Source organism: Microbacterium sp. zg-YB36 (assembly GCF_024623575.2).
In the GTDB taxonomy this organism is placed as follows: Bacteria; Actinomycetota; Actinomycetes; order Actinomycetales; family Microbacteriaceae; genus Microbacterium.
Map to the genome: position 1 here is coordinate 435,145 of NZ_JANJFD020000003.1, position 13,391 is coordinate 448,535.

General features: G+C 70.3%; 12 protein-coding genes and 1 tRNA gene. 2 read left to right on the forward strand and 11 right to left on the reverse strand.

Going from position 1 to position 13,391, the window contains the following annotated elements; all coding sequences use genetic code 11:
- Nucleotides 1–34: 34 nt before the first annotated feature.
- The 6 genes from NQ151_RS11420 to NQ151_RS11445 are packed head-to-tail and all read right to left on the reverse strand — an operon-like array spanning nucleotide 35 to nucleotide 7,149.
- Nucleotides 35–1,798, reverse strand: a complete 1,764-nt coding sequence (locus NQ151_RS11420; protein ID WP_257507217.1) for a serine/threonine-protein kinase — start codon at nucleotides 1,796–1,798, stop codon at nucleotides 35–37.
- Nucleotides 1,795–3,252 (reverse strand): peptidoglycan D,D-transpeptidase FtsI family protein, encoded by a 1,458-nt coding sequence (locus NQ151_RS11425; protein ID WP_257507216.1) that lies wholly within the window; start codon nucleotides 3,250–3,252, stop codon nucleotides 1,795–1,797. Before NQ151_RS11425 ends, NQ151_RS11420 begins: the two co-directional genes overlap by 4 nt.
- A gap of 1 nt (nucleotide 3,253) precedes the next feature.
- A complete protein-coding gene (locus NQ151_RS11430) occupies nucleotides 3,254–4,639 on the reverse strand; it encodes an FtsW/RodA/SpoVE family cell cycle protein (protein ID WP_257507215.1) in 1,386 nt (461 codons plus the stop codon).
- Complete coding sequence (locus NQ151_RS11435) at nucleotides 4,636–5,874, reverse strand: PP2C family protein-serine/threonine phosphatase (RefSeq protein ID WP_257507214.1); 1,239 nt, start codon at nucleotides 5,872–5,874, stop codon at nucleotides 4,636–4,638. The genes NQ151_RS11430 and NQ151_RS11435 overlap by 4 nt, the downstream gene beginning before the upstream one ends.
- Before the next feature lie 14 nt (nucleotides 5,875–5,888).
- Complete coding sequence (locus tag NQ151_RS11440) at nucleotides 5,889–6,419, reverse strand: FHA domain-containing protein FhaB/FipA (RefSeq protein ID WP_257507213.1); 531 nt, start codon at nucleotides 6,417–6,419, stop codon at nucleotides 5,889–5,891.
- Nucleotides 6,412–7,149, reverse strand: a complete 738-nt coding sequence (locus tag NQ151_RS11445) for an FHA domain-containing protein (protein ID WP_257507212.1) — start codon at nucleotides 7,147–7,149, stop codon at nucleotides 6,412–6,414. The genes NQ151_RS11440 and NQ151_RS11445 overlap by 8 nt, the downstream gene beginning before the upstream one ends.
- A 229-nt stretch (nucleotides 7,150–7,378) precedes the next feature.
- On the opposite strand from NQ151_RS11445, the gene NQ151_RS11450 reads away from it, so the two are divergent.
- Nucleotides 7,379–7,462: transfer RNA gene (locus tag NQ151_RS11450), tRNA-Leu, on the forward strand.
- Between the two features lie 163 nt (nucleotides 7,463–7,625).
- On the opposite strand, the gene NQ151_RS11455 is transcribed toward NQ151_RS11450, so the two are convergent.
- Nucleotides 7,626–8,117, reverse strand: a complete 492-nt coding sequence (locus tag NQ151_RS11455; protein WP_257528151.1) for a GNAT family N-acetyltransferase — start codon at nucleotides 8,115–8,117, stop codon at nucleotides 7,626–7,628.
- Nucleotides 8,118–8,305: 188 nt separating this feature from the next.
- Here NQ151_RS11455 and NQ151_RS11460 point away from each other — a divergent pair, with 188 nt between their 5' ends.
- Complete coding sequence (locus NQ151_RS11460; RefSeq protein WP_257507210.1) at nucleotides 8,306–8,512, forward strand: cold-shock protein; 207 nt, start codon at nucleotides 8,306–8,308, stop codon at nucleotides 8,510–8,512.
- An 8-nt stretch (nucleotides 8,513–8,520) separates the two neighbouring features.
- On the opposite strand, the gene NQ151_RS11465 is transcribed toward NQ151_RS11460, so the two are convergent.
- The 4 genes from NQ151_RS11465 to nucS form a co-directional block, all read right to left on the reverse strand.
- The gene (locus NQ151_RS11465; protein WP_257528152.1) at nucleotides 8,521–10,590 is read right to left on the reverse strand and encodes a bifunctional lysylphosphatidylglycerol flippase/synthetase MprF; all 2,070 of its coding nucleotides are present in this window, start codon (nucleotides 10,588–10,590) and stop codon (nucleotides 8,521–8,523) included.
- 19 nt (nucleotides 10,591–10,609) lie between these two features.
- A complete protein-coding gene (locus NQ151_RS11470; RefSeq protein ID WP_257528153.1) occupies nucleotides 10,610–11,872 on the reverse strand; it encodes a hypothetical protein in 1,263 nt (420 codons plus the stop codon).
- A complete protein-coding gene (locus NQ151_RS11475; RefSeq protein ID WP_257528154.1) occupies nucleotides 11,869–12,549 on the reverse strand; it encodes an HAD hydrolase-like protein in 681 nt (226 codons plus the stop codon). The genes NQ151_RS11470 and NQ151_RS11475 overlap by 4 nt, the downstream gene beginning before the upstream one ends.
- Nucleotides 12,550–12,674: 125 nt before the next feature.
- A complete protein-coding gene (gene nucS / locus NQ151_RS11480) occupies nucleotides 12,675–13,373 on the reverse strand; it encodes an endonuclease NucS (protein ID WP_257528155.1) in 699 nt (232 codons plus the stop codon).
- Nucleotides 13,374–13,391: the final 18 nt, after the last annotated feature.

Consider the following 13,391-nt stretch of genomic DNA (forward strand, 5'->3'; position numbering starts at 1 on the left):
GTCGACCCGCCCAGCCCAACCTGGGCGGGGCGGGTCAGCCGCCGGGGGTGTTGTCTTCTTCGGGCTCGGCGCCGCCGGTGGGCTCAGGGCTGGGGGTGACCACTGCCTGAATCTGGGCGACGGCCTCGCCGGAGGTGCCGGTGACGCGCTGGCCGGCGCTGCCGCCGGAGCAGGTGACGGTGTAGGTGACGATGACGGTCTGGCCGCTCCCGCCGGTGATCTGCAGGTCGCCGGCACGTTCACCGCCGCCGAACGGTGCCGTGGATTGCCCGCTGACGGGGAATACGGCGTTGGTGGCGGAGAGGTTGTACGAGCTGACGCTGCCCTGACCGGACGGGCAGGAGTACCCGGGCCAGCTGACCCGCACCGTGCTGCCGGCGTCGACCGTGGCGGGCAGGCTGGGCGCGGCGGGCGCCTCGAGCGGCACCTGGTCACCGTAGACGGTGAGTTCGATCACCGTGCCCACCGGCACGTTCGCGGTGGGGTTCACCCGGTAGACGAGCCCCTGGCTGCCCTCGTCGGGTGCGGCGTCGCCGGTGACGCAGCGCGCCCCGAGTCCCAGCTCGTCGAGGACGGCCGAGGCCTCCTCACACGTGAGGCCTTCGAGATCGGATGCCGAGACGTTCACCGTGTCGGGACTGGGCTCGGTGGTGGGCGTATCGCGGGGGGTCGGAGCGGCCGACGAGGTACTGGGAGCCGGCTCCGGCTCCTGGCCGGCCAGCAGCGCCCACACCGTGCCGCCCAGCACAAGCACCAGCAGTGCGATGAGGGCGATCAGCGGCCAGGTCCACGGGCTGCGTTTGCGCTTGGGTTTGCCCTCGGTGGGCTCGCCCTCGCCGTCGACGCCGTCCATCGCGGCGGTGGCGGGGAGGATGCGGGTGGCATCCTGTGTCGACAGCCCCGGCGTGAGCAGTTGCGTGACCTCGTCCACGGCTGCGCCGCCGGTGATGGCGGGCACGGCGGCCGCGGCGGCGGCGATGTCGCCGCGACGCAGCGCCGTGGCGGCGCGGGCGACGGCGGAGGCGGTGGCGGGGCGCTCATCGGGCTTCTTGGCGATCATGGCCAGGACGAGGTTGCGCACCGGGACTTCGACCGTCGGCGGCAGCGGCGGCGGCTGCTCGTTGATCTGGGCCATCGCGATGGCCACCTGCGACTCGCCCGTGAAGGGCCGCTTGCCGGCGAGGCATTCGTAGGCGACGATTCCCAGCGAGTAGACGTCGGTCGCCGGAGTCGCCGAGTGTCCCGAGGCCTGCTCCGGGGAGAGGTACTGCACCGTGCCCATGACCTGACCCGTGGCCGTCAGCGGCACCTGGTCGGCGATGCGGGCGATGCCGAAGTCGGTGATCTTGACCCGACCGTCGGGCGTGATGAGCAGGTTTCCCGGCTTGATGTCGCGGTGCACGAGGCCCGCGGCGTGCGCGGCCTGCAGTGCGAGCGAGGTCTGCGCCACGATGTCGAGGGTCTTGTCGGTGGACAGCGACCCTTCGCGCTCGAGGATGGTCGACAGGGCCTCACCCGGCACGAGCTCCATGACGAGGAAGGCGCTGCCGTTCTCCTCGCCGTAGTCGAAGACGCTCGCAATGCCCTCATGGTTGACGAGGGCCGCGTGCCGAGCCTCGGCGCGGAAACGCTCGAGGAAGCCGGGGTCGCCCATGTACTCGTCTTTGAGGATCTTGATGGCGACGGTACGGCCGATGACGTGGTCGGTTGCCTCCCACACCTCGCCCATGCCGCCGATCGCGATCCGCGAGTCCAGTTCGTAACGGCCGCCGAAGGTCACCCCTTGCGTCGGTCTCATCTGCTCAGCACCGCCTCCATGACCTTTGCCGCGATCGGAGCCGCGATCCTGTTGCTGCTGCCTGACTGACCCAGCCCGCCCCCGTTTTCGACGACGACGGCGACGGCGACCCGAGGGTCATCCGCCGGAGCGAATCCGGTGAACCACAGCGTGTAGGGATCGTCCACCCCGTTCTCCGCGGTGCCGGTCTTCCCGGCCACGTCTACGCCGTCTATTGTTGCACCGCTGGCCACACCCGATTGGACGTTGGCGACCATCATCGCAGTCATCGACTCCGCGATGTCCGCGGACACGGCGCGACCGAACTCGGTGTCATCGAATCGTTGTTGTTCGGTGAGGTCGGCGGCGATGACGGAATCCACCATGCGCGGGTTCATCACGATCCCTTCGTTGGCGATACCGGCGGAAACCATGGCCATCTGCAGGGGCGTGGCTCGCACGTCGCCCTGGCCGAATCCGGTGAGAGCCGTTTCGGCGTCGCTCAGGCCACGCGGGTAGGTCGAGGCCGTGGAGACCAGTGGCATCGTGAACGACGTGTTGAAGCCGTACTTCTCGGCCTCTTCCCGGATGACGTCCTCACCCAGCAGCACCGCGAGCTGGGCGAACGCGACGTTGCAGCTCAGCCGCAGGGCGTCGGCGATCGTGACCGTCTCGCCGCCGCCGCAGGTGTCGCCCCCGGCGTTGCGCACGATGCTGGAGGACTGCGGGAGCGTGTAGGTGGGCGGATTGGGCAGCGTCGACTGCGCGGTCCACTCGCCGGTGGCCAGCGCCGCGGAGGCGACGACGAGCTTGAACGTGGAGCCGGGCGGGTTGAGTGCACCCGCGATCGCGCGGTTGTCGAGGGGATCGAGGGGGTCTTCCTCGAGCGCCGTGTATGCCGCCTCGGCGGCTTCGCCGTTGTGGGAGGCGAGCGGATTGGTGTCGAAGCTGGGACTGGACACCATCGCCAGGATGCGCCCGGTGGCCGGTTCAATCGCCACGACGGCGCCCTGCAGGTCGCCCAGCGCGTCGTAGGCGGCACGCTGCACGGCGGCATCCAGGGAGAGCACGACGTTCGATCCGCGGGGCTGCTGCCCGCTGACGATCTGCTCGATGCGGGAGAGGAACTGCGAGTCGGCGGTGCCGCTGAGTTCCTGGTTCATCGCGAGCTCCATGCCCGTCGCCGACGCCAGCACGGGGTTGATCCAGCCGGTGACCGGTGCCCACATGTCGGCGTCGGTGTACACCCGCTGCCAGCTGTACAGGTCGTCGCTGGGCACCGACGAGGCGATCGCGGTGCCGCTGGCAATGATCGATCCCCGCTGCACCTCGAACGTGTCGTACAGCGCGCGGCGGTTGAGCGGGTTCTCACCCAGCGCATCGGCCTGCACCACCTGGATGACGCTGGTCGAGGCGAACATCGCCAGGAACATCGCCAGCACCAGGATGCTGAGCCTGCGCAGTTCTTTCGTCATATCAGCCGATCACCACCCGGGGACGGCTGCGCACGGCATCCGAGATGCGCAGCAGCAAGGCCACGATGATCCAGTTCGCGATGAGGGAGGAGCCGCCCGCGGCGAGGAACGGCGTCGTCAGGCCCGTCAGCGGGATGATGCGGGTGACGCCGCCGACCATGATGAACACCTGCAGTGCGAGGGTGAACGACAAACCGGTGGCCAGCAGCTTGCCGAAGTCGTCCTGACCGGCCAGGCCGATGCGGATGCCGCGGCTGGTGAAGACCATGTACAGGCACAGGATCGCGAACACGCCGATGAGACCCAGTTCCTCACCGAGGCTCGGGAAGATGTAGTCGCTCTGCGACAGCGGGGTCAGCCACGGGCGTCCCTGGCCGAGTCCGGTGCCGACGAGACCGCCCTGGGCGAGCCCGAAGATGCCGTTGGCCAGCTGGTAGGTGCCGGCGCCGGCCTCGTACAGCTCGGGGTCGAAGGCGTTGAGCCAGTTCTCGAACCGGCCGCCGACGTACGGCAGCACGCGGGAGGCGAGGAAGGCGCCGCCGGCGGCGAGGACCACGCCGATGAGTACCCAGCTGGTCTTGCCCGTGGCGACGTAGAGCATCGCGACGAACATGCCGAAGATGAGCAGCCCGGTGCCGAGGTCGCGCTGCAGCACGATGATCCCCAGCGACGCAAGCCAGATCACCAGCAGCGGGCCGAGTTCGCGCGCCCGTGGCCAGGTGATCCCGAGGAAGCGGGTGCCGACCGAGGTCAGCGCCTCCCGGGTGCGCACCAGGTAGCCGGCGAAGAAGATCGCCAGCGCGATCTTGGCCAGCTCGCCGGGCTGGAAGGAGAAGATGCCCAGATCCACCCAGACGTCCGCATTGGCATCCGCACCCAGGCCCGGGACGATCGGCAGCAGCATGAGCAGGATGCCGAGCAACCCGAACAGGTAGGTGTAGCGGAAAAGCACGCGGTAGTTGCGCAGCGCGATGACGATGGCCACCGCGCCGACCAGGGCGATCGCCGCCCACGCCAGCTGACGGGTGGAGGTGGCCGCCCAGCCGTGGGTGTCCCAGTACAGGTCGATGCGGTAGATCATCGCGATGCCGAGCCCGGTGAGCACGGTGGCGATGGGGACGACGAACGGGTCGGCATCCCGCGCGACCAGACGCAGCACGATGTGCAGTGCCAGCGCGAGGGCGGTCAGGCCGCCGCAGTAGATCAGGAACGTCGCGTCGATGACGCCGCTCACGCCCAGCTGCACCAGCGCGACGGCGGCAGCGTTGATGACGAACGCGAACAGCAGCAGCCACAGCTCGCGGTTGCGCTGCGTCTGCGGCAACCGCAGCTTCTTCAGCGCGCGGATGACGGTGGTGTCGGCCTGCACCTCGGTGGGCGTGCTCATAGGGTGCCTTCCGCGGTGTCCCGCAACTGCGAGACGATGCGCTGCGCGTCGGCCAGTGACGCGGCGGAGATGGTCTGTTCCACGCTGTCCCGCACGAAGCCGGGCAGGTCGTCCAGGTCTATGCCGGTGTCGGTATATCGAGTGGACAGCGAGATGGGGCCGATGCTCTGCTGGATGCCGCGGTACACCACCACGGTGTCGTCGTCGGTGCCGACGAAGTACCTCGTCTGGGTCCAGGAGTATCCCGCGAACAGGCCGCCGGCGATGACGATCAACACGCCGACGAGGGCGATGACCCACCAGATCCGGCGACTGCGCGCCCGGCGGCGGTCCTCTTCGATGAGTTCCTCGAGGAACTCCGCGGCCGGCTCGAAGTGGGTGGGGTCGTTCGCGGCCTGCCGGGCGGCGTGCAGCCAGCCGGCGCGGGTGGGCCGGGCGGCGGGGACTTCGACGCCGGTCGGGTTGGTGGCGGAGCCGACGATCGTGGGGGTGCCGATGAAGACGGGGTGCTGACCACCCACATCCACCAGCACGATGGTGACGTTGTCCGGCGCGCCGCCGTCGAGCGCTTGACGCAGCAGGATGTCGGCCGTGCGGCCGGGCGGCAGGCCCTGACCGAGCGCCTTGGCGGTGTGAGCCTCATCGACCACGCCCGACAGGCCATCGGAGCACAGCAGCCAGCGGTCGCCCGGCTGGGTGGGCATGATGAACGTGTCGAGCTCGGGGTCGGCGTCGGTGTCGCCGAGCACGCGCATCAGCACCGAACGGCGGGGGTGGTACCGCGCCTCCTCCGGCGTGATGCGTCCGGAGTCCACCAGCCGCTGCACGAACGTGTGGTCGGTGGTGATCTGGGTCAGCGTGTCGTCGCGGTACAGGTAGACCCGGGAGTCGCCGATGTGGGCCAGCACCGCGTAGTCGTCGACCATGACCAGGGCACTGACGGTGGTGCCGAGCCCCGCCAGCTCCGGCTGGGCCTTGACGGTCTCGATCAGTCGCGACGCGGTGTCGGCGATGGCGTCGCGCAGCGCCCGCTCGGCATCCGATGGCGTGTCATAGGTGTGATCGAGGGCCGCGAGGCGGTTGATCGCGATGCTCGAGGCCACGTCTCCGCCGGCGTGCCCGCCCATGCCGTCGGCCACGGCGAACAGGTTCGATCCGGCATATCCGGAGTCCTGGTTGTTGGAGCGCACCTTGCCGGTGTGCGAGATCGCCACGCTCGAGCCCTGGAAGACCATCAGCAGACGTTCCGCTACTTCCGCAGCTCGAAGGTCGTCGCGCCGACCTTGATCGGTGCGCCCACCTTGATCGGCACGGGTGCGGCCACGCGCTGCCCGTCGTGCCAGGTGCCGTTGGTGGAGTCGAGGTCTTGGATCATCCATCGGTCGCCCCACAGCACCAGGCGGGCGTGGTGGCTGGAGGTGTAGTCGTCGCGGATGACCAGGCCCGACTCGCTGGAGCGGCCGATCGTGAGAGGTTCGTTGCCCAACGGCAGCTCCAGGCCCGTCTTCGGCCCGCTCGTGATGACGATGCGGCTGACGGTGCCGGTGGTTGCCGGCCCGCCGGACTTCGGGGAGGGGGAGGCGGCGGGGCGCTTCGTGACCGGGGCGGTGAGGTCGCTGGGTCCGGCGGTCGGGGCTGATCCGGCGGCAGCCGGCTCGGGGAGCTTTCGCACCTTCACGCCGAACAGGTCGGCGCGCAGCGAATAGATGACCGCGAAGACGAAGAACCACAGCAGCACGAGAAAGCCGATGCGCAGCAGCAGCAGGGTCAGTTCACTCACCGGCGCCTCCTCGCACGTCGAATGCGCGGGTGGCATCGGATGCCGGGCGCGACGGTCGCGGCGGCTGGGCCTGCGCGACGACGCGGAAGACGATGTCGGTGCGGCCGATCGTCACGGTCGAGTCGGGGGGCAGGGGCGCCTCGGCGACCCGCTGGCCGTCGAGCTTCGTGCCGTTGGTCGACCCGAGGTCGCGCACCATGGCGCGCTCACCGTCCCAGAGGATCTCCACGTGCTTACGGCTCGTGCCGGCATCGGGAATGGTGATGTCGGCGTCGCTGCCGCGGCCGATGACCGTGCGACCCTTCACGAGTGCGTGCCGGGTGCCGTTGATGTCGATCACGCCGCGCCAGGCGACGCTGCCCTGTGCGTTCTGCGAGTCCACCCGGAGCGTTCCGGTGGACAGCTGGTCATCGCGAACGATGCCGATCGTGACCGGCCCGGCGAAGGAGTACCCCTGCGAGCGGGCGTGCTTGTGGACCAGTGTGTCCAGCTCGTCGCCGAGCGTGGAACCGAACGCACGCATGCGCTCTTCGTCGCTGGGAGCCAGGCGCACCGTGAAGCTGTTGGGCGCCAGAATGCGGTCGCGGCTGACGATCGCGGCTTTCGCGTCGAGCTCGGCGCGCAGCGCCGATGCGATCTCGACGGGCTGGACGCCGCTGCGGAAGGTCTTCGCGAACGCGCCATTGACGGCGCGTTCTAGCCCCTTCTCGAAGCTGTCTAGTAGTCCCACACGTCTCCTCAGGCAGGCAGACCGGTCGCTACATGCTAGTTGGCTGCGCTGGGAGAACGTGATTTCGCCGAGCGAATGCCCGGAAACCCGGGGGTTTTGCGGCATCCACAAACCCCCTCCGGGTGTGTCCGGATGCCGCGCAGCGGTGGCTCAGACCTGTGGCAGGCGCGGCAATGGCGTGCGAAAACGTGATATCGTCGGCAAGTTGAGTTCGTGCAATATGCGGCTCGCGCGAGTGGCGGAATAGGTAGACGCGCTGGCTTCAGGTGCCAGTGCCCGAAAGGGCGTGGGGGTTCAAGTCCCCCCTCGCGCACAGCGACAAGAAGGCCCCCGGATCCCGGGGGCCTTCTTCGTTCCCGGGCGTGCCCCGGACCGTGAAACGACAGCTGGTCGCCGAGACGGTGGGAACTTCCCATAGTCTCGGCGACCAGCTGTGGTCTCAGCGGTGGGGCGGGGGGCGCGGCGAGCGGGCGGGGTCAGATGCCGTCGAGCACCGGGACCAGTGTGTAGAGGAGTTCTTGGACCTCACGGCCGAGACCGGGGGCGAAGGCGCGCTGCCGCGACACCTCGGCGAAGCCGTTACGCTCGAGCACCGCGATCGCGGCGGCGTTGTGGGATGCCACGCGGGCGTACAGCGGCCGGATCGGCTCGCGGGAGATCAGCAGCCGCAACGCCTCGGTCGCCACACCGCGGCCCCACGCGTGACGCGCGATCCAGAAGCTCACCTCGCGGTCCTCATCGACCGAGAAGGCCGCCGCCGTTCCGGCGAACCCACCTTTCTCGGTCACGACGAACAGGGCCACGTCCTCGGCGTCCCGCTCGCGAGCGATCCACGCATCGAACGCCGCGCGGTCGTCGGGGTCGTCCGCGGTGAAGGCCTCCATCGCGACGGCATCCTGATCGCGCATCATCTCGAATACGGCGTCGAGGTCGTCGTCGTCGAGGGGTCGCAGCTCCACGTGTGCCATCCGGCAACGCTACCCGCGCGAGCGCCGCACCACATCCGGCACCATCGGCGTCAGCGCCGCCCGGCCGCGCCTGTCGCATGCAACGTTTTCGTCACCATCGGAAACCGGGGCTGACGCGCGCACACGTTTTGGCTACGGTATGAATCGCCGGGGCGGCCGCTTCGGCATCCTCAGCACGAAGGCAGTTCATGGCTACGCAGGGCACCGTAAAGTGGTTCAACTCCGAGAAGGGCTTCGGCTTCATCGCTCCCGATGAGGGTGGCGCCGACGTCTTCGCTCACTACACCGCGATCCAGGCGGGCGGCTACCGCTCGCTCGAGGAGAACCAGCGCGTCGAGTTCGAGGTCGCACAGGGCCCCAAGGGCCTGCAGGCGGAGAACATCCGTCCCATCTGAGCACCTCCTCAATCGTTCTCGCTGCGCACAAGCTCCAGGCCCGCGTCGGCGAACTGACGCAGTGACGCGTCCGGGAGGTACGCCCGGACGAGTCCTGCGCCGATCCGCGCAAGGTCGGCCTCGTCACGGAACAGCAGGTAAAGCGTCTCGTAGCGCGGGTGGAACTTCTCCTTGAACTTGTGGAGCGAGCGGAAGCCGTAGACCGGCTCCAGCGCCTCCGCGAGCCGTTCGCTCAGGACGGCGATGATGCCGGCATCCGGCGGATACTCATGCGTGAGCGGCGCGCCCGACAGGGACATGATCCGCGCGCCCTCGGCCGAGAACTGCAGCGCGCTGGAGCCGATCAGGTACTCCATCACCGGCACGAAGCCGCCCTCGCGGCGGCGCATGAGATCGAGGGTCCAGCCGTCGATCACCCCATCGGGGCCGTAGACCGGCAGCCACGACAGGAACCCGTCGATGTCGCCCTGCGGTGAGACGGCCAGGGCCAGGCGCACCTCGGGATCGCTCGCCTCTTCCAGCGTCCCGAGCGTGAATCCCATCTCGGGCAGCTCCTTGCCGCCGACCCAGGACTGCGAGATCACCCGCAGCTGCGCCTGCACGCCCCAGGGTTCGTCGACGAGACGGGTGAGGCGGAAAGTCATCCCCTCGCGCCGCGCGCGGTTGAGTGAGGTGCGCACCGGCTTCCATGCGTTGCCACCGAAGCGCAGACCGGGCAGGTCCACGACCGTGTCATCGGCGACGACCAGGCTCCGCCAGGTCTGCGGCACCGCCCGGCGGGTGGCTTCGCCTGCGCTGAACCAACAAGGCACGAGACCGGCGTGTTCGGATGCCGCGACGAACTCCGCCACCGACCGCTGCCGCCCCGCGGCGGGACCGAGCGGATCGGCCAGGGCCAGCGCCACGCCGGCATGACGCTGGTAGGCGACGATGCCGGTCTCGGTGCGCAGGTACGACATGTGCTTCCACGTCGTCATCCACGACAGGGTGCCGCCGCCGTGTTCGCGGAGCATCGCCGCGGCATCCGTCGCCGTCGGCGCCGGCGTCGCTCCGATCGTGGTGCGCCAGCCGACGCGGAAGGCCGCGCGCGCCCAGATGAGGTAGCCGAGGAAGATCAGCCACAGCACCGCGTGACCGAGCAGCGGAGCGGTGTCGCCGCCGAACGTGGCCTCCGGGAGCCCCGCGATCTGCACCCCGGTCACCACCACGAGGCTCCATGCGATGTTGACCGCGGCCAGCACGATGCCGACGATCCATGCCCAGCGCCGGCCGCGGCGCAGCCCCCGGGCGATCAGGACGATCACCACGACGTCGACAGTGACGTCGATCAGCGGCGCCGAGATCGCTGCGCTGCTGCCCAGCGGGCCGCTCGTGGGCGCGAGCACGGTGAGCACCTGGGCGGTGCCCAGGCAGAGCACCGCGACGAACGCGATGAGACGCCGCTCCCGTAGGGTGGTGCGTCGCGCCGGCAACGGCCGCTGCACGGCGAGCACCAGCAGCACCGCGAACGCGTGCACGACGTCGGCGAGGCTTCCCCAGAACAGCAGCAGCACGGCGCACGCGCCCAGCGTGATGAACCAGACCCGTTCCCGCCAGGGGGAGCGCATGATCGTGGCGGATGCCGCGATGCAGGCCACGGTGCCGCCGGAGGGGCCGACGTCCAGCGACGCCGCCGAGGCCACCGCCCACGGCCACGGCAGCTGTGAGGTGGCCGCGATGAACGCGATCGCGGCCAGGACTCCGAACAGCTGGCCGACGGCGAACCAGCTCAGCGCCACCTTCGAGCCGCGGTGGTACTCCAGGTAGGCGACGCCGGCGAATCCGGAGATCACCACGAGGTACAGCCAGGAGGGGTCACTGAAGAAGGTGCCGGCCAGCGGCGTCCACCACCGTCCCGCCGCGAGGGCCGGCACGCCGTAGGCGACCTGGTCCCACCACGGCGATGCGGACAACGGGCGCCAGAGTCCCTGACTGACCAGGCCGCAGATCACGACGAGGCCGACGAGCACGAGTGTCGCCGGAATGCGTGCGGCAAGCAGCGCGAGCGGATGCCGGCGCGTGGGCGTTGCCTGGGCCATGTGGCCCACCCTAGGCGGGTCAGGGTGCCGCGCGACCGACCAAGCGCCCGTAGTCGGCGAGGGCCACCGCGTCCTCGGCGTGGCGCAGCGCCCGCCGCGCGGCATCCAACGCCTCGACCGGGTCCTGAGCCTGCCGGGCCGCTGCCAGTTCCCGCTGGGCGGAATCCAGGCGCACCCGCGCGTCGGCACCGCTGCCGGTGACGGCGGCCTCGGCGCGGGCGAGAGCGCCGCGCGCGGCGGCCAACGTTCCCGGCAGCGCGGTGCGGGCCCCCCGCAGTCGCTGCTGGGCCGTGCGCGCATCGCCAAGGGCGAGATCCAGGCGACTGCGAAGCCGCGCGACTTCGGCCACGGTCGCGGTCGGGCGGCGTTCGGCAGCGGGCACGAGTCGGTCCAGTTCCCCGGCGACGGCGCGCATCTCGGTGCCCAGCCGCTCCGCGTCGGCCGGTTCCAGCTCGTCGCGCACGCGCTGCGCCTGCGCCAGCGCCGCGCGAGCCTCGGCGAGTTCCTGGGGAACGGCCAGCGCGGCATCCGTCACGAGCCGATGGGATTCGTCCAGGGCGCGGGCACCAGCCTGGGCTCGGTGCAGCTCGCGCTGCGCGGCGGCCAGTTCCGGCAGCGCGCTGCGAGTGGGGTCGGCGGCCAGTTCGCGCGCCGCCGTCAGGTGCTGCCGGGCCAGGGTCAGGGCTTCGGATGCCGCATGCGCGGCGGCGCTGGCCTGGAGCCACTCCGGCTCGTCGAAGCGCCCGGACAGATCGGCCACGAGCGCGCCGGGGTCTCCCAGCTCGGTGCGCAGGTGCTCGAGACGCACGTATGCGGCATCCACCTGCGCGGCGGCGGAGCTGTGCACCCGCATCCAGTCGTCATGCTCCGCGCGGGCGCGGGCGATGAGTGCGAGGGCGCCCTCGGCGCGGGTGCGGATGCGGCCGCTGATGCGACGCACCTCTGCGGGGTCGGCGCCGTCGAGCCCGCGGAAGCTCTCGAACGCCTCGTCCCGCACGTGCTGGGCGGTCATCCGCGCTCGCCGCAGGCTCGCCGGTGCCTCGCCGTCGTAGAGCGCCCCGGAAAGCCCGACCTCGAGGTCGAGTTCGGTCACGGCATCGTCGAGGCGCACCAGAGCGGACCCGGCCTTGGTGCGCTCCGCCTCCGCCGCGGCGCGGGCGCGCGGCGAGCGGCGGGCGCGGCGGACCGACCAGACCGCGAGGACGACGATGATCGCCGTCACCCCGAACACGACCACGGCCGGGATCACCCAGGCCAGGACCGCATCCAGGGAGAGGTTCATCCCGGGTCCGCCACAAGCAGCAACGAGCGCAACTGGTCGACGGTGTCGACGACGGCGGTGGCGCCCTCGGATTCGTGCGGCCAGCTGAAGCCCCAGCGCACGAAGATGACGGGCACGTCGTGCACTGCGGCGCCGTCGATGTCGTGGTGGCGATCGCCGATGAGCACCGGGCGACTCGTGTCGACCCCGGCGGCCTGCAGGCGGCGCAGCGCCTCGGCGATGATGTCGGCCTTCGTGGCGAGCGTGCGCTCGTCGGCCGTGGCGCCGGTGACGGCGGTGAAGAACGGGGCCAGCGCGAAATGGTCGACAAGGGCGAGTACCTGGATCTCGGGCTTGGAGCTGGCCGTGCCCTGCGGCACGCCGGCGGCGGCGAGATCGGCGATGAGGTCGGCGATACCGGGATACAGCCGCGCCCCGGTGGTGTAGCCGTCGGCCTTGCCCAGCACACGGTAGAACGCGACGGCCTCGGCGGACTGCTCGGGGGTCATGCCGACGTTGGTCTGGAACGACTCGAACATCGGCGGGCCGATCCAGTGCACCAGCTCCGCGAAGGTCGGTGCCGGGTGGCCGTAGTGCTCCAGCGTCACGGCGAGGCGGCGGAGGATCCCCTCGGAGGCATCGACGATCGTGCCGTCGACGTCCCACAGGACGCATGAGAAGGGAGATCGAACCGGCATCCCTCCACCCTAATCGGCGCCCCCAACCCGTGAGACGACAGCTGGTCGCCGAGACCCTGGGTGGTTCCCATCGTTTCGGCGACCAGCTGTGGTCTCACGGTGTGTGGGGCGTGCGGGGGAGCGGGTCAGAACAGGCGAGGGGCGCCGGAGTCGATGCCCTTCATCTCGTCGTAGTCCAGCGTCACGCAGCGGATGCCGCGATCGGCGGCGAGAACCCGGGCCTGCGGCTTGATCTCCTGCGCCGCGAACACCCCGGTCACCGGCGCGAGGTGCGGGTCGCGGCCCAGCAGGTCGAGGTAACGGGTCAGCTGCTCCACGCCGTCGATGTCGCCGCGGCGCTTGACCTCGACGGCGATCGTGCCGCCGGCGGGGTCGCGCAGCAGCAGGTCGACCGGGCCGATCGCGGTGGGGAACTCCCGCCGCACCAGCGTCAGGCCGTCGCCGATCACGCCGACCTGCTCGGCCAGCAGGCGCTGCAGATCCGCCTCGACGCCGTCCTTGACCAGGCCGGGATCGATGCCCAGCTCGTGCGAGGAGTCGTGCAGCACCTCGTAGATGCGCACGACCAGTGAGTCGCCGGACTTGGCGTGCGTGACGCGCCACTGCTGGACGACCTGCTCCTCGTCCTCGCCGGCGACGTCGGGCGTCTCGACGGTGAGGGTGCAGGGCGGGCTCATCCAGTTGAGCGGCTTGTACGAGCCGCCGTCGGAGTGCACCAGCAGACTGCCGTCGCCCTTGTGGACGAGCAGGCGCGTCGCAGTGGGCAGGTGCGCATTCAAGCGCCCTGCGTAGACAACGGAACAGCGGGCGATGACCAAACGCACCCGATGAGCCTACCTGTG